14 protein-coding genes are annotated in these 15,391 nt (G+C 76.5%); 8 read left to right on the top strand and 6 right to left on the bottom strand.

Annotation, left to right across the window (positions count from 1 at the left end; all coding sequences use genetic code 11):
• Positions 1-86: 86 nt before the first annotated feature.
• Genes BXA05_RS09805 through BXA05_RS09830 form a run of 6 tightly spaced genes read right to left on the bottom strand, consistent with a single transcriptional unit; the run spans position 87 to position 5,445 of the window.
• Complete coding sequence (locus BXA05_RS09805) at positions 87-635, bottom strand: hypothetical protein (protein ID WP_076404858.1); 549 nt, start codon at positions 633-635, stop codon at positions 87-89.
• A 2-nt stretch (positions 636-637) separates the two neighbouring features.
• Positions 638-1,987: a DUF58 domain-containing protein gene (locus BXA05_RS09810; RefSeq protein ID WP_076404859.1), complete on the bottom strand. Its 1,350-nt coding sequence runs from the start codon at positions 1,985-1,987 to the stop codon at positions 638-640.
• Entirely contained in the window at positions 1,984-2,982 is a 999-nt protein-coding gene (locus tag BXA05_RS09815; RefSeq protein ID WP_076404860.1) for an AAA family ATPase, read from the bottom strand. Before BXA05_RS09815 ends, BXA05_RS09810 begins: the two co-directional genes overlap by 4 nt.
• Entirely contained in the window at positions 2,979-3,515 is a 537-nt protein-coding gene (locus BXA05_RS09820) for a hypothetical protein (protein WP_076404861.1), read from the bottom strand. The genes BXA05_RS09815 and BXA05_RS09820 overlap by 4 nt, the downstream gene beginning before the upstream one ends.
• The gene (locus BXA05_RS09825; protein WP_076404862.1) at positions 3,512-4,279 is read right to left on the bottom strand and encodes a DUF4129 domain-containing protein; all 768 of its coding nucleotides are present in this window, start codon (positions 4,277-4,279) and stop codon (positions 3,512-3,514) included. The genes BXA05_RS09820 and BXA05_RS09825 overlap by 4 nt, the downstream gene beginning before the upstream one ends.
• Complete coding sequence (locus tag BXA05_RS09830) at positions 4,276-5,445, bottom strand: DUF3866 family protein (RefSeq protein ID WP_076404863.1); 1,170 nt, start codon at positions 5,443-5,445, stop codon at positions 4,276-4,278. Before BXA05_RS09830 ends, BXA05_RS09825 begins: the two co-directional genes overlap by 4 nt.
• A 125-nt stretch (positions 5,446-5,570) precedes the next feature.
• Here BXA05_RS09830 and BXA05_RS09835 point away from each other — a divergent pair, with 125 nt between their 5' ends.
• The 8 genes from BXA05_RS09835 to BXA05_RS09870 all read left to right on the top strand — a co-directional run bounded on the left by BXA05_RS09835 (position 5,571) and on the right by BXA05_RS09870 (position 15,095).
• Positions 5,571-6,554, top strand: a complete 984-nt coding sequence (locus tag BXA05_RS09835; RefSeq protein WP_244550433.1) for a helix-turn-helix transcriptional regulator — start codon at positions 5,571-5,573, stop codon at positions 6,552-6,554.
• Entirely contained in the window at positions 6,547-7,569 is a 1,023-nt protein-coding gene (locus BXA05_RS09840) for a helix-turn-helix transcriptional regulator (RefSeq protein ID WP_076404864.1), read from the top strand. Before BXA05_RS09835 ends, BXA05_RS09840 begins: the two co-directional genes overlap by 8 nt.
• 10 nt (positions 7,570-7,579) lie before the next feature.
• Positions 7,580-7,906, top strand: coding sequence for a hypothetical protein (locus BXA05_RS09845; protein ID WP_076405032.1), 327 nt, complete (start codon positions 7,580-7,582; stop codon positions 7,904-7,906).
• A 125-nt stretch (positions 7,907-8,031) separates the two neighbouring features.
• Positions 8,032-8,325, top strand: a complete 294-nt coding sequence (gene tatA, locus BXA05_RS09850; RefSeq protein ID WP_043660072.1) for a Sec-independent protein translocase subunit TatA — start codon at positions 8,032-8,034, stop codon at positions 8,323-8,325.
• Positions 8,326-8,361: 36 nt separating this feature from the next.
• On the top strand, positions 8,362-9,105 hold the full coding sequence (tatC, locus tag BXA05_RS09855) for a twin-arginine translocase subunit TatC (protein WP_043660075.1): 744 nt from the start codon (positions 8,362-8,364) through the stop codon (positions 9,103-9,105).
• Positions 9,106-9,148: 43 nt separating this feature from the next.
• The gene (locus BXA05_RS09860; RefSeq protein ID WP_076404865.1) at positions 9,149-10,213 is read left to right on the top strand and encodes a diacylglycerol/lipid kinase family protein; all 1,065 of its coding nucleotides are present in this window, start codon (positions 9,149-9,151) and stop codon (positions 10,211-10,213) included.
• A gap of 50 nt (positions 10,214-10,263) precedes the next feature.
• Positions 10,264-13,236 (top strand): DEAD/DEAH box helicase, encoded by a 2,973-nt coding sequence (locus BXA05_RS09865; RefSeq protein ID WP_076404866.1) that lies wholly within the window; start codon positions 10,264-10,266, stop codon positions 13,234-13,236.
• A gap of 218 nt (positions 13,237-13,454) precedes the next feature.
• Positions 13,455-15,095 carry an amidohydrolase gene (locus BXA05_RS09870; RefSeq protein ID WP_076404867.1) on the top strand — a complete coding sequence of 547 codons (1,641 nt, stop codon included), beginning with the start codon at positions 13,455-13,457 and terminating at the stop codon, positions 15,093-15,095.
• Positions 15,096-15,391: the final 296 nt, after the last annotated feature.

Genomic DNA, 15,391 nt, shown 5'->3' on the forward strand with positions numbered 1-15,391 from the left:
GCGCGCCGGGACGGCGGCGGGACGACGGCGCGGGTGCCGTCTGCGTCCATCGTGGTGCCGGGGCGCGGTCCTCGCAGGACGAGTGCTCAGTCCCGCGGCCGCACGAGCAGGACGACGCCGAGCACGGCGAGGCCGCCGAGCGCCGCCGCGACCGCGGACGAGACGTCGGCCAGCGCGACCGACCGCACGGCGAGCGCGACGACGAGCAGCGCGGCCTGGAGCACGACGACGCGGCGCAGGTCGGGCGCGAGGGCGCGCAGCTCGGCGCGCGCTCCGGGCGGCACGTGGTCGCTCCACCACGCGGTGCGGAGCACGAGGTGCCCGAGCGGGAGGAGGGCGAAGACGGCGGGGTCGAAGGGCGCGGTGCCGTCCACGAGGAGCACGACGCCGCCGACGAGGACGAGGAGGTGGGGCACGGGCGGGGCGGGGAGGTACGCGGTGAGGACACCGAGGCCGACGGCGACGCCCCACACGAAGGACGGCGCGAGCCCGGTCGTCTGGAGGGCGGCGGCCGCGAACCCGGTCGCGAGGAGGAGCAGGGCGGCGCGCGCCGCCCACGCGGGGAACGTGGGACCCGTCTCGACGACGAGCCGGGGCGGCGGTCCGGCGGTGACGGTCTCGCGACGTGCGGGCATCCTCATGGTCGACCGCCCGGGGTCGCGCCCGCCGGATGCCGGTCGAGGCGTCGTGCGGCGAGCTCGAGCGCGCCGCGGGCGCCGTCGGCGTCGGGGGTGCCGTCGTACCAGCGGACGACGGTGACGCCCCTGCGGCGCAGCTCGTGGATGCGGGCGTCGCGCTCGTGGCGGGTGATGCGCCAGGCGACGGCGACGTGCTCGTCGACGTCGGCGACGCTGACGGGCGGGAGGACGTCGACGACGACGACCACGTGGCCCGTGTCGTGCCACTGGTGGGCGAGGCGGGGCGCCTCGTCGTCGAGGAGGGTGGAGAAGAGGTAGACAGCGGCGCCGGCCGGGACCTGGGGCGGCCGGTGGCGCGCGGTGGGGTCGCCGACGGGCCGGGCGAGGGCGAGCCCGTGGAGGATGCGGCGCAGGTGGCGCCGTCCGCCGCCGGGGCGGACGGGCCGGGCGAGGCGACCGAGGTCGTCGAGGGCGACGCGGTCGCCGTCGGCGAGGACGGCGTGCGCGACGGATGCGGCGGCGTGCCGCGCGAGGTCGAGGGACGTGGGCTCGTCGGGGCGCTGCTCGCCGACGCCGTTCCAGGTGGCGAGGTCGGGGGCGACGTCGTCCCGGGAGTCGACGACGAGGACGACGGTGGCCTCGGCGGTGCCGTAGGTGCGGCGGACGTACAGGGTGTCGAGGTCGGGTGCGCGGCGGGCCGTGGCGCGCCAGTCGATGCGGCGCAGGCGGTCACCGGGGCGGTACGCGTCGACGTCGCGGAGCTCGGTCCCGTCTCCGGGCCGGCGGGAGGTGCGTGGACCGGAGAGCCCGCGCAGGCGGGAGGACAGGGGCGTGCGGCCGAGCGGCGTGGCGCGGGGCAGGACGAGGCGCCGCGGCCCGGCGGCGACGTGCGGAGGCTGCTCCTCGACGCCGTCGGGCCCGTAGGCGGCGAGGTCGACGCGCAGGGTGTCGGTCGGGCCGGTGCGGACCGACGGGGCGTGCCAGGCGAGGTCGCGCGAGCCGCGGGTGACGTCGACGAGGCGTTCGATGACGAGGCCGCCGGGGGCGACGCCGCGCAGGCGCAGCAGCTCGACGCCCGGAGGGACGTGGGCGTGTGTGCGCGCGGTGACGGTCCCGGGAGCCGCGGCGGGGTCGAGGGCGACGCGGAGCGTGACGGGCCCTCGCGGCCGGTGGATCCAGCCCCAGACCGCGGCGAGGAGGGGCGCGACGCCGAGTAGCGCCACGTCGGGGCGGCGCACGAGGACGCCGAGCGCGAGGAGCGTGGTGCCGAGGAGGAGGCCGGCACCGAGGTGGACGGTGGTGCGCCACGGCGGCGGCGCGTCGCAGTCCGGCGTCCCGGGGCCGGTCATGCGGCCCGGCCGACGGTGGCCGGTCCGGCGACGGTGCGCAGGAGGTCGTCGACGAGCGCCTCGGGGCGCAGGTCGGCGGCCCAGGCGCCGGGAGTGAGGGTGAGGCGGTGTGCGAGCACGGGGACGGCGACGCGCTTGACGTCCTCGGGGAGCACGACGTCGCGTCCGTCGAGCACGGCGACGCCGCGCGCGAGGAGCGCGAGGTTCTGGGAACCGCGGGGCGACGCGCCGACCTCGAGGTCGCGGTGGGTGCGGGTCGCGGCGGCGAGGTCGACGCAGTAGGCGAGGACGTCGGGGTGGACGTCGACCTGCTCGACGGCGGCCTGCATGGCGAGGACGGTGCCGCGGTCGACGACCTGGCGCACGACGGGGTCGTCGTGCCGGCGCGCGATGCGGCGGGCGAGGACCTCGCGCTCCTCGTCGCGGTCCGGGTACCCGACGGACAGCCGGACCATGAAGCGGTCGAGCTGGGCCTCCGGGAGCGGGTAGGTGCCCTCGTGCTCGACGGGGTTCGACGTCGCGACGACGTGGAAGGGCCGCGGCAGCGGGTACGTGGTGCCCTCGACGGTGACCTGACGCTCTGCCATGGACTCGAGCAGCGCGGACTGGGTCTTGGGCGCGGTGCGGTTGATCTCGTCGGCGAGCAGGAGCCCGGTGAACACGGGCCCGGGCCGGAACTCGAAGGTCCGGGTCGCGGGGTCGTACACGGAGGAGCCGGTGACGTCCGAGGGCAGCAGGTCGGGCGTGCACTGCAGGCGCGTGAAGTCGAGACCGAGGGCGCGCGCGAGGCTGCGCGCGGCGAGGGTCTTGCCGAGCCCCGGCACGTCCTCGAACAGGACGTGGCCCCCGGCGAGGACGGCCGCGAGCGCCAGGGTGAGGGGTTCGCGGGCTCCGACGACGGCGGTGGCGACCTCGTCGAGGACGGCGTGGCCGTGCGCGGCGACGGTGGGGACGTCGAGGGTCGCGGGCGGCGTGGTACCGGGGTGGGTGGTCATCGGGGTGTCCCTTCGTCGGGGCGGTCCGGGGTGGTGGGCAGGCGGTCGAGGGCGGTGAGCCAGGCGCGCAGCTCGGCGGGGGTGGGGAGGCGTCCGGTGGTGGTGAGGTCGTGGGTGGTGCGGGCGACGCGGGGGCCGAGGAGGCGGGCGATGTCGGGTGCTGCCGTGGGGTCGTGGAGGGGTCCGGTGCCGTGCCGGTCGAGGGTCTGGTCGGTGAGGTGGCGCATGCGGCGTGCTGCGGAGGGGGTGACGCGTCCGTCGCGTCCGAGGACGGACCAGCCGAGGTCGGAGACGTCGCGTCGGTTGCCGTCGCGTCGGAGGGTGGGGAGGTGGGGCCAGACGGTGTCGCCGGCGTAGCCGGTGCGGTGTCGGAGCAGGGTGGCGGCGATCCCGAGGGCGGTGAGGGTGAGGGTGTGGGCGGGGGAGGCGCCGAGGGTGGTGAGGAGGATGCCGAGCCCGACGACGGTGGCGGCGGTGCGCAGGGTGGTCCGGTCGGTGGGGCGGAGGCGGGTCCGGTGTGCGCGGGGGTTCACGGTCGTGCTCGGTGGTCGGTGGGGGCGCCGGTGTCGGGTGGGGAGCCGAGGTCGGTCGCGATGCGGGTGAGGGCGTGGCGGGCGGCGTCGAGGTCGGTGGTGCCGAGGGGGTTCTCGCCAAAGCGTGCGCGGTGGTAGAGGCGGCGCAGGGTGGCGACGGCGTGGGGGTCGGCGGGTGTGCTGGTGAGGACGGCGGTGGTGAACTCGGTGGGGGTCTGGGCGGGGTCGCGTCGGGTGCCGGCGCGGGCGGCGGCGTGCTCGAGGGCGACCCAGGCGGCGACGACGGCGTCGTGGGGGTCGGCGTCGGGGGTTCGCAGGTGGGCGCGGACGCGGTGGACGGCGTCGCGGAGCTCGGGGACGACCTGGTCCTGCGCGAGGAGCGCGGTGTCGCCGGGTCGGGCGAGGAGGAGGTCGCGGTGGCGTCGTCGGGCGAGGAGCCGTGGGAGGTGGCGGCGGGCGAGGACGACGAGGACCACGAGGACGACGGCGCCGAGGAACCACAGGAGGTAGGTGTCGAAGGACATGCCGGTCGCGTCGAGGGGGATCTCGAGCTCCTGCGGTGCGGTGGGTGCTTCCTGGGGCACGTTCTCGGGCGGCGGGCCGGTGGGGTCGCGGGCGAGGTCGCTGAGCCAGGTGGGTGCGTCCCAGCTCCAAGGGGCGCTGGTCGCGGCGGCGAGGACGGCCGCGAGCGCCAGTGCGGTGACGGCGGTGAAGCGGGCCGGGCCGGACCGGCGGTGGTCGTGGTCCCCCTGCGTCGTGGTCATGCGGGTCTGAGGGACTCGGCGTGGGCGCCGGCGACGGCGGCGGTGAGGAAGGCGGCGGGGTCGGTGTCGAGTCCGCGGCCCATGGTGGACAGGCGGACGGGTGTGTCGTGCAGGGCGTGGAGGAGGTCGGGTCCGGCGGGGACGTGGACGGGGTGGTGGCGGCCGGTGGGGGCGGCGAGGGTGTGGGCCTGGTGGGTGATGCGGGCGGTGAGGTCGGGGCCCCAGCCGGGGAGGTTCTCGACGTCGGGGGTGGGGACGGGCAGGGGGAGGTCGCTGGGGGCGAGGGCGACGCGGCCGTAGGCGGTGAGGGAGTGGTGGGAGATGCCGAGGTGGCGGTCGCGGGGGTCGGCGCCGGAGACGCGCAGGGAGGCGACGGGTCGGCCGCGGAGGGTGGCGACGGCGTTGAGGGCTTCGCCGGCGGCGACGCCGGAGAAGCCCCAGCGGGTGCCGGTGCCGAGGTTGCCGGGTCCTTGGGCGACGACGACGAGGTCGGCGCCGGTGACGTGGTGGGCGGCGAGGAGGCCGGTGTGGACGGTGACGGCTTCGAGGTCGCCGCCGAAGGCTTGGCCGACGGTGATGCAGGTGTCGATCCAGCCGGTGTCGCGCAGGGTGGCGATGGTGCGGGAGAACGCGGCGGGCAGGGCGCCGCCGTCGGTCATGACGTAGGCGATGCGGGGGGTGGGGCGGCCTGCGAGCGCCGCGGCGTGGCGGGCGCCGGCGACGACGGCGGGCAGGGCGGAGTGGAGGTCGGCGACGACGACGGGGGTGTCGGCGAGGTCGTCGGCGTCGCGCAGGGTGTCGTGGTGGGGGGACTCCTGCTCGTCGACGCCGAGGACGAGGGCTTGCAGGGGGGTGTAGCGGGCCTTGACGAGGTGGCCGGGTCCGGGGGTGGGGTCGGGCGGGAGGGGGGTGGCGGGCTGGGCGGGGCCGACGACGAGGGCGTAGCCGCCGGTGCCGAGGCCGCGGGCGAGGGCGGAGACGTTGAGGAGGACGTGGTCGCCGGGGTGGGGGGTGCCGACGAGCTGGGTGTAGGCGAGGGCGCGCACGGTGGCGTGGGGGTCGTCGGGCCGTCCGGGCAGGGGTGTGTGGAGCTTGACGTCGAGCTCTTGGGCTCCGGTCCAGGCCTTCGCGTGCGACACCACGGTCGCGGTCCGCCACGTGATCACGCGGCACACCCTATCGACCGACTAGCGTGGTGCCGATGTCCGAGCCCACTGCTGCCTCCGCGCCCTCCGTCGCGTCGTCGTCGGGGGGTTCGTCGACGAACCCTGCGGCGCGTCTGCTGAACCTGGTGATCGCGTTGGTGAACACGAACGCGTCGATGACGAAGCAGCAGATCCGGTCGAGCGTGGCGGGGTACGGGGACGCCCCTTCGCCCGACGCGTTCGAACGGATGTTCGAGCGGGACAAGGACACGTTGCGCGACCTCGGTATCCCGATCGTCACGGTGGACGCGGGCGGGCACGCGGACGAGGTGGGGTACCGGATCGACCAGGACGCGTACGCGCTGCCTGCGGTGGACCTCACGCCGGCGGAGCTGGGTGTGCTGGCGCTGGCGGCGCAGTTCTGGCAGGACAAGACGCTGCGGACGGACATCTCCCGGGCGCTGACGAAGCTGCGGGCGGCCGGTGCGGGGGAGACCGCGATGGACGTCGTGGCGGGTCTGGCGCCGCGGGTGCGGGCGGTGGGGGACGCGTACGCGACGCTCATGGACGCGATCTCGGCGCGGCGCGTGGTGTCGTTCACGTACCGGGCGGCGAGCACGGGCGAGGTGCGGCCGCGCCGGGTGCAGCCGTGGCGCATCGCGGCGCGGCGCGGCGGCTGGTACCTGGTGGGCCTGGACCTGGACCGGGGCGCGCCGCGGTCCTACCGGCTGAGCCGGGTGGAGGGCCGCGTGCGGGCGTCGGGGCCGCGCGACGCGTTCGAGGTGCCGGCGCACGTGGACGTGGACGCGGCGCTGGGCACGCGCGACGCGGGCGGGCTGGCGCGCCTCGCGGTGGTGCCCGAGCGTGCGGGGGCGCTGCGGGCGCGCGGCACGGTCGTGGGCTCGGTACCGGACGCGCGCGCGGGCGACGGCGCGGGCCGCGACGTGCTCGAGGTGGCGTACGACGTGCGGTACGCGATGGCGGACGAGGTCGTGGGGTACGGGGACGCGGTGCTGGTGCTGGGCCCGCCGGACCTGCGCGAGGCGGTCGTGCGGCGGCTGCGCGACGCGGCGGGACTGGCGACGGGCCCGGCCGACGGCGGCGGGCAGGCGGAGGTGGAGCGTGGCTGAGCGCGCGGACGACCGGCTGGTGCGCCTGCTGGGCATCGTGGCGTACCTCGACGGGGCGGGCCCGGTGCCGGTGGGCGAGCTCGCGCGGCACTTCGGCGTCAGCGAGCGCCAGGTCCTGGACGACGTCGACGCCCTGTGGGTGTCGGGCACGCCCGGGTACTGGCCCGACGACCTCATCGACTTCGACGCGGACTCGATCGAGCGCGGCGTGGTGCGCCTCACCGAGGCCCGTGGCATGACCCGTCCGCTGCGGCTCGGCACGCGCGAGGCGGTCGCGCTCATCGCGGCGCTGCGTGCGATGCGCGAGACGGCGGCGGTGCAGGCCGACCCGGAGCGTGCGGGCGTCGTGGAGTCGGTGCTGCGCAAGCTGACCGACGCGACCGGGGAGGCCGCGGCGGCGCTCGACGTGCAGCTCGCACCCGAGGGCGACCCGCGCGTGGTCGCGGCCATCACGAGCGCGCTCGTCGCGGGCCACCGGCTGCGCATCCGGTACGTCACCGCCGCGGACGAGGAGTCCGAGCGCGAGGTCGACCCCGTGTCCCTGCACACGCAGGACGAGCACGCGTACCTGCTCGCGTGGTGCCACCGCGCCCAGGGGCGGCGCACGTTCCGCGTCGACCGCATCCTGGCCGCGACCGAGCTCGACCAGGCCGTCGAGGGGCACGACGTCGACCCCGACGTGGACTTCACGCCCACCGGCGACGCGCCCCTCGCGACCATCACGTTCGCCAGCCCCGCGCGCGCCGTGGCCGAGCAGGTCCCCGTGGAGGCGGTGCGCAACCTGCCGGACGGCGCGTTCGAGGTGCGGCTGCGCGTCACCAACCCGGTGTGGCTGCGCCAGCTCCTCACCGAGCGCGCCCGCCACGTCCTGGCCGTCGAGCCGGCCGCCGTCGCGCAGGACGTGCGCGAGGCCGCGAGCGCCGCCCTGGCCGCGTACGCCCACCTGCCCGGCGACGCGCCGGGTGAGGCACCGCACGAGGGGAGCGGGCGCTCGGGCGAGCGGCCCGCTGGCTAGGGTGGGCGGCATGTGGTTCTGGGTCTGGACGCTGCTCGTCGTGGGCACGCTCGTGGGCGCGTTCTTCCTCGCGCGGCGCCTGTGGCGCTCCGTCAAGGGCCTGGGGCGTGAGCTGTCGCGCGCGTCGCAGGTCGCGGCGGACCTCGGTGCGCGGGCGGACGAGCTGGCGCGCGCCCAGCAGGAGGCGCAGCCCTCGACCGCGCCCACGCTGTTCGACGACCCGGTCGAGCTGCGCGCCCGGGTGGACGTGCTGCGCGCGGACCGCGAGGAGCGGCGCGTGCAGCGGCGCCGCCGCGACGAGCAGGTGTGGTCCCGCTGGCGGCGGTTCAACGCCTGACGGGCACCCGTCGCGACCGTGCACGGCGCGCGGGCGACGCCTCGGGGCGCAAGGACCGTGACCTATGATGGCGCGAAGAGCAACGTCGCCCCTGGCCGCCCACGAGTAGGTAGTAGGTTCCCGCCGTGAACATCCTTCGTCACCCCGCGACGATCGTCGTCCTCATCCTCCTGGTCCTGCTGCTCTTCGGGTCGAAGCGGCTCCCCGACATGGCGCGCTCCGTCGGCCAGTCGCTGAAGATCTTCAAGAAGGAGGTCAAGGACCTGCGCGAGGACGACGACACGACGACGACCACCACGCCGTCGGGCACCACCGCGACGACGAGCACCGGCACCACCACCGGCGCGACGGGCACGGGTGCGACGAGCGTGACGGGGGGCACGGCGTCGTCCACGCAGGACGACACCCCCAAGGCGTAGTCGGTGTCCCGCACTCCCCGTGACCCCGAGGGGCGCATGCCCCTGCGCGAGCATCTCGTCGAGATCCGCAAGCGCCTCTTCCTCGCCGCGATCGGCATCGTCCTGGGTGCCGTCGTCGGGTGGATCGTGTACGAGCCGGTGCTGCAGGCCCTGCAGCAGCCGCTCGTCGACGCAGCCGAGCGCCGCAACGTCCTGACGGGACTGAACTTCGAGGGCGTCGCCACGGCCATCGACATGAAGGTCAAGGTCTCCCTGTTCCTCGGCGTCCTGCTGTCGAGCCCGTGGTGGCTGTACCAGCTCTTCGCGTTCATCACGCCCGGCCTGACGTCCAAGGAGAAGCGGTACGCGTTCGGGTTCATCGGCGCCGCCGTCCCGCTGTTCCTCGCCGGCGTCGCGCTCGCGTGGGTCATGCTGCCGCGCGCGGTCGCGCTCCTCAACGAGTTCGTGCCCGACGGCAGCGCGAACCTCATCAACGCCCAGATGTACCTCGGGTTCGTCATGCGCCTCATGCTCGCGTTCGGCATCGCGTTCCTCGTGCCCGTGATCATGGTCGCGCTCAACACGATGGGCGTGGTGCGCGCCGCGACGTGGCTCGCCGGGTGGCGCTGGGCCGTGCTCATCTCGTTCCTGTTCGCCGCGATCATGACGCCCACGCCCGACGTGCTCACCATGTTCTGCGTCGCGCTGCCCATCTGCGCCCTGTACTTCCTCGCCTACGGGATCTCCGTCCTGCACGACCGGCGCGTCGACCAGCGCGACGCCGCACGGCTCGCCCTGTGAGCACCACGCCCCGACCGCGCCCCACCGGGCGCGGGGGCCGCGCGTGAGCACGGTCGCGCTCGTCGTCAACCCGACGGCCGGGCGCGGGCGGGGCCGCACCGCAGGCGCACGCACGGCCGAGGCGCTCACCGCGGCCGGGCACGACGTCCTCGACCTCAGCGCCCCCAGCCTGCCCCTCGCGCAGGAGTCCGCCGACGCCGCCGTCCGCGGCACCGGCGCGACACCGGGCGTGGACGCGCTCGTCGTCGTCGGCGGCGACGGCATGGTGCACCTCGGCGTCAACGCCACCGCGGGCACCGGCGTGCCGCTCGGCATCGTCGCCGTGGGGACCGGCAACGACTTCGCCCACGCCCTCGACCTGCCCACCGGCCGCCCCGACCGCTGCGTCGACGCGCTCCTGGGCGCGCTCGGACCCGCCGCGAGCGCCGGGGCGCGCGTGCGCGTGGTCGACGCCGCCCGGGTCGCGGGCGAGCACGTGCCCGTCGCGCGCTGGTACGCGGGCGTGCTGTCCGCCGGGATCGACGCCGCGGTGAACGCGCACGCCAACGCGGCGACCTGGCCGCGCGGACGGTCCCGGTACGCGCGCTCCGCCCTGACCGAGATCACCCGCTACCGGCCCTACGGGTACCGCGTCACGGTGCGCGGCGTGCCCGCGGGAGACGACGTGCCGGACGTCCTCGCCGGGGCGCCCCTGCTGCCCGCGCCCGACGCCGCGCAGCACCCCGACGCGGCCGACGGCCCGGACGGGCGGGCGTTCGTGTGGGAGTCGCCGGGCGCGCTCGTCGCCGTCGCGAACAGCCCCCGCTTCGGCGGCGGGGTCCGCGTCGCGCCCGACGCCACGCCCGACGACGGCCTGCTGGACGTCGTCGTCGCGGGCCCGCTCGGGCGGTGGGGCGCCGCGCGCGTCTTCCCCGGCATGTACGCGGGGCGCCACCTCACCCACCGCGCGGTCGGGACCGTGCGCGCGACGTCGGTCACCGTCGAGCCGACCACAGCAGGCGCCGCGCCGCCGCACGCGTTCGCCGACGGGGAGCACCTCGGCCCGCTGCCGCTGCGCGTCGACGTCGTCCCCGGCGCGCTGCGCGTGCTCGACGACGCGGCCCGCTGAGCAGGGGGCTCTCGACCGGCGAGGTGGGCGGCGGACCGTAGGCTGACGGCATGACGGCCGACGAATCGCCCGCCGCCCGCTACGCCGCGTCCCGGGCCCGCCAGGCGGCGTCCCGCACGCAGCTCGCGGACTTCCGGCAGGTGCTCGACTTCCCCCTCGACGACTTCCAGGTGCGCGCGTGCGAGGCGCTCGAGGAGGGCCGCGGCGTGCTCGTCGCCGCACCCACCGGCGCGGGGAAGACGGTCGTGGGCGAGTTCGCGGTCCACCTCGCCCTCGCGAGCGGGCGCAAGGCGTTCTACACCACCCCCATCAAGGCGCTGTCCAACCAGAAGTACGCCGACCTCGTGCGCCGCCACGGCGCCGACGCCGTGGGCCTGCTCACCGGTGACACGACGATCAACGGGGAGGCGCCCGTCGTCGTCATGACGACCGAGGTGCTGCGCAACATGCTGTACGCGGGGTCGCGCACCCTGGACGGGCTCGCGTACGTCGTCATGGACGAGGTGCACTACCTCGCCGACCGGTTCCGCGGGCCCGTGTGGGAAGAGGTGATCATCCACCTGCCCGACGACGTGCAGCTCGTGTCCCTGTCCGCGACCGTGTCCAACGCGGAGGAGTTCGGCGACTGGCTGGAGATGGTGCGCGGCGACACGACCGTCGTCGTCAGCGAGCGCCGGCCCGTGCCGCTGTGGCAGCACGTCCTCGTCGCGTCCGCGAACCCCGCGGCCGGGGTCGCGCACGTAGGCGCCGGGCGCGCGCCCGGCGCGGACCTGCTCGACCTGTACGCCGGGACGGTGGACCCCACCGACCCGGGCGTGAACCCGCCCATCAACCCCGACCTGCTCGCCGCGTTCCGCACCGCGCCCCGCACCGGCGGGCCCGGGCCGGGCGGACGGCGGGGGTCCGGCGACCGCGGGTACCGGGGCCGCGGCGGGCGTCGCCCGGGGCCGGACCGGTCCGTCGTCGGGCGGCGCACCCCTGCCCGGTTCGCCGTCGTGGACGCGCTCGACGCGGACGGGCTGCTGCCCGCGATCTACTTCATCTTCTCCCGCGCCGGGTGCGAGGGCGCAGTACAGCAGTGCCTCACCGCGGGCCTGCGCCTGACGTCGCCCGCGGAGGAGGCCGAGATCCGGCGCGTCGCGGAGGAACGCACCGCGACCATCCCCACCGAGGACCTGGAGGTCCTCGGGTACTGGACGTGGACGGAGTCCCTCGCGCGCGGCATCGCGGCCCACCACGCGGGCCTGCTGCCCGTGTTCAAGGAGACGGTCGAGGAGCTGTTCAGCCGCGGCCTCATCAAGGTCGTGTTCGCCACCGAGACGCTCGCGCTCGGCATCAACATGCCCGCCCGGTCCGTCGCGCTGGAGAAGCTCGTCAAGTGGGACGGCACCGCGCACGTCGACGTCACCCCGGGGGAGTACACCCAGCTCACCGGGCGCGCCGGGCGGCGCGGCATCGACGTCGAGGGGCACGCCGTCGTCGTCGACCACGCGGGCCTGGACCCGGTGCACCTCGCGGGCCTGGCGTCCAAGCGCCTGTACCCGCTGCGCTCGAGCTTCCGGCCCACGTACAACATGGCGGTCAACCTCGTCGCGCAGGTCGGGCGCGACCGGGCGCGCGAGGTCCTGGAGACGTCGTTCGCGCAGTTCCAGGCCGACCGGGGCGTCGTCGGCCTGGCCAAGCAGGCGCAGGCGCACGCCGAGGCCCTCGACGGGTACGCGCAGGCGATGACGTGCGACCGCGGCGACTTCGCCGAGTACGCGGCGCTGCGGCGGCGCATCACCGCGCGCGAGGGCGACCTGTCGCGCGCCGCGAGCCGGTCGCGCCGCGCCGAGGTCGTCGCCGCGTTCGAGCGCCTGCGGCCCGGGGACGTCGTCGAGGTGCCGTCCGGGCGGCGCGCGGGCTACGTCGTCGTGCTCGACCCGGGGGAGGGCGCCGGGTTCGACGGACCGCGCCCCACCGTCCTGACGCAGGACCGCCAGGTGAAGAAGCTCACCGTCGCCGACGCACCCGGCGGGATCCGCACCGTCGCCCGCGTGCGCATCCCCAAGACGTTCAACGCGCGCGTGCCCGCCCAGCGGCGCGACCTCGCCTCCACCCTGCGCAACGCGCTCGGCGCGCTCGACGAGCCGGGCACGCGCCCCGGCCGCACCACCCGCGCCCGGTCCGGCGCGTCCGACGACGCCCAGCTCGCGCGCCTGCGCGCCCAGCTGCGCGCCCACCCGTGCCACGACTGCCCCGACCGGGAGGACCACGCCCGCTGGGCGGAGCGGTGGGCGCGGCTGAAGAAGGAGCACGACCAGCTCGTGCGGCGCGTCGAGGGCCGCACCGGCTCCATCGCGCGCGTCTTCGACCGCATCTGCGACGTCCTCGTCACGCTCGGCTACCTCGCGCCCGCCGAGCCCGCGCAGGACCCGGCCGCACCGCTCGAGGACGCCCTCGACGAGGAGGAGACCCCCGGCGGCCCGCCCACCGGTCGCGCCGCCCGCGAGGCCGCGCGCACCGGGCTGCAGGTCACGCCCGACGGGCAGTGGCTGCGCCGCCTCTACGCCGAGAACGACCTGCTCCTGGCCGAGTGCCTGCGCCGCGGCGTGTGGGAGGACCTCGACGCCCCCGCCCTGGCCGCCGTCGTGTCCACGTGCGTGTACGCCGGGCGCCGCGAGGACCACGGCGAGCCCGACGTCCCCGGCGGCCCCCAGGGCAGGCTGGCGCGCGCGCTCGAGGCCACCACGCGCGTGTGGTCCGAGGTCGACGACCTCGAGGACGAGCACGACATCGACGCGACCGGCCCGCTCGACGAGGGCCTCGTCACCGCCGTGCACCGCTGGGCCGTCGGGCGCAGCCTCGACGCCGTGCTGCGCGGCTCCGAGATCGCGGCCGGCGACTTCGTGCGCTGGTGCAAGCAGGTCATCGACGTCCTCGACCAGGTCGCGGGCGCCGCCCCCACCCCCGAGGTCCGCCGCACCGCGCGCCAGGCGATCGACCGCCTGCGCCGCGGCGTCGTCGCCTACTCCAGCGTCTGAGCGCACCCCGCACCGGCGGCGCCCCCGTCGGCCCGGGCGTGGGACCGCCTCGCGAGGCCGGCTCGCGAGGCCGGCTCGCGAGGCCGGTTCGGAAGGTCGGCTCGGAAGGTCGGCGCTGCGGCCGTACGGCGTGACGTGCACGACACGCGCCCGGACCTGCGCCGACGCCGCCACCGGGCGGTGAAGCACGGCGGGTTGTGGCGGTATCGTGAAGGACTGTGGCCTCAACCCTGTACCGCGGCGGCGTGATCCACTCCCCGGCCGACCCGTTCGCGGAAGCGCTCCTCGTCGACGACGGCGTCATCGCCTGGATCGGTGCCGACGACACGGCCGACGGGCTCGCCGCCCGCGCCGACCGCGTCATCGACCTCGACGGGGCGCTCGTCGCCCCCGGGTTCGTCGACGCCCACGTCCACCTGTTCGAGGTCGGGCTCGCCCTGGCGGGCGTCGACCTGTCCGCGAGCGCCGGCGTGACGTCGCTCGCGGCCGCGCTCGACGCCGTCGCGAAGGCCGCGGCCGGCGCGCACGAGGACGACGTCGTGCTCGCCTTCGGGTGGGACGAGCGGTCCTGGCCCGAGGGGCGGCCCCCGACGCGCGAGGAGCTCGACGCCGCGGCGGGCGGCCGCGCGGTGTACGCGGCGCGGGTCGACGTGCACTCGGCGGTGGTGTCCACGACGCTCGCGCGCCGCTGCGCGCTCGAGACGCGGCCCGGGTGGGACGAGTCGGGCTGGGTCGCGGGGGAGGCGCACCACGTCGCGCGCGACGTCGCCCGGGCGGTGTCCCCGGCGCGGCGCACGGACCTGTACCGCACGGCGCTGCAGGCCGCGGCCGAGCAGGGCGTGGTGTCGGTGCACGAGATGAGCGCCCCGCACATCGACACGCGCGCCGGGCTGCGGGAGATCCTCGCCCTCACGGCGGACGCGTCGTCGGGCCTGCCGCACGTCGTGGGGTACCGGGGCGAGCTGTGCGCCACGGCCGACGACGCCCGTGCGCTCCTCGCGGACGTGCCCGGGCTCGCTGGCATCGCGGGCGACCTCAACGTGGACGGGTCGATCGGGTCGCGTACGGCGGCGATGCGGCTGCCGTACCAGGACGGGCCGGACCGCGGCGACCGCGGGAACCTGTACCTCACGGCGGAGCAGATCGCGGTCCACCTGTCCGCGGTCGCGGCGGCCGGCACGCAGGGCGGGTTCCACGTCATCGGGGACCGTGCGATGGACGAGCTCGTGCTCGGGCTCGGCCTCGCGGCCGAGGCGCACGGGCAGGGCGCGGTGCGCGCGGCGCGGCACCGGGTCGAGCACGCGCTGTTCGTCGACGCGACCGCGCTCGCCACGCTCCTGCTGTACGGGGTGAGCCTGAGCATCCAGCCCGCGTTCGACGCCGCGTGGGGCGGCCCGGACGGCATGTACGCGGCGCGCGTGGGGGCGATGCGGGCGCAGGGCCTGAGCCCCTTCGCGGACCTCGCGGGTGCGGGCGTGCCGCTCGCGTTCGGGTCGGACGCGCCGGTGACGCGGATCGACCCGTGGGCGGGCGTGCTCGCCGCGATGTCGCACGTCGACCCGGACCAGCAGATCTCGGCGCGTGCCGCGTTCCGTGCGCACACGCGCGGCGGGTGGCGCATCGCCGGGCTCGACCACACCGGCGCCGGGCAGCTGCGGGTGGGGGCGCCCGCGCACCTCGCGGTGTGGCGCGGGGAGCACCTCGTGGTGCAGGGCGCGCTGGGCCGCACGACGTCGTCGTGGAGCACGGACGCGCGCGCGGGGCAGCCGCTGCTGCCCGAGCTCGGGCCGGACGTGCCGCGACCGCGGTGCCTGCAGACCGTGCGGGCCGGAGTGCCCCTGTTCGACACCTTCGTCTGATCGCTCCCGCTTGACAGGGCGGTGAGCCGGAGTAGTTTCGACAGGGTGTTCCGGCCCCCGTGGCCGCAGGGGGATCAGCCACCGACGACGACCCCTCGGCGTGCCGCGCCGGGTACCTGGCCGGGCTCGCGCGCTCAGTAGAAAACGTGCTCCGCCGGTGGCGGCGTCGTACGGGCCGAAGGGCGCGCGAGCCCGCACACACTCCTTTCCCGCCCCCGCCGACCCTCCGCGGACGGCGGCGGCCCGCCAGGTCTTCGTGCAGGTCCGTGGCGTAGGGTGCACCCGTGCACGCCCCC

The organism is Cellulosimicrobium funkei, assembly GCF_900155925.1.
Lineage (GTDB): Bacteria > Actinomycetota > Actinomycetes > Actinomycetales > Cellulomonadaceae > Cellulosimicrobium > Cellulosimicrobium funkei.

Bases quoted from the DNA above. Each gene is read 5' to 3' on its own strand.
- BXA05_RS09805 (WP_076404858.1), bottom strand. From the start codon at position 635: ATGCCCGCACGTCGCGAGACCGTCACCGCCGGACCGCCGCCCCGGCTC.
- BXA05_RS09810 (WP_076404859.1), bottom strand. From the start codon at position 1,987: ATGACCGGCCCCGGGACGCCGGACTGCGACGCGCCGCCGCCGTGGCGC.
- BXA05_RS09815 (WP_076404860.1), bottom strand. From the start codon at position 2,982: ATGACCACCCACCCCGGTACCACGCCGCCCGCGACCCTCGACGTCCCC.
- BXA05_RS09825 (WP_076404862.1), bottom strand. From the start codon at position 4,279: ATGACCACGACGCAGGGGGACCACGACCACCGCCGGTCCGGCCCGGCC.
- BXA05_RS09845 (WP_076405032.1), top strand. From the start codon at position 7,580: ATGTGGTTCTGGGTCTGGACGCTGCTCGTCGTGGGCACGCTCGTGGGC.
- tatC (WP_043660075.1), top strand. From the start codon at position 8,362: ATGCCCCTGCGCGAGCATCTCGTCGAGATCCGCAAGCGCCTCTTCCTC.
- BXA05_RS09865 (WP_076404866.1), top strand. From the start codon at position 10,264: ATGACGGCCGACGAATCGCCCGCCGCCCGCTACGCCGCGTCCCGGGCC.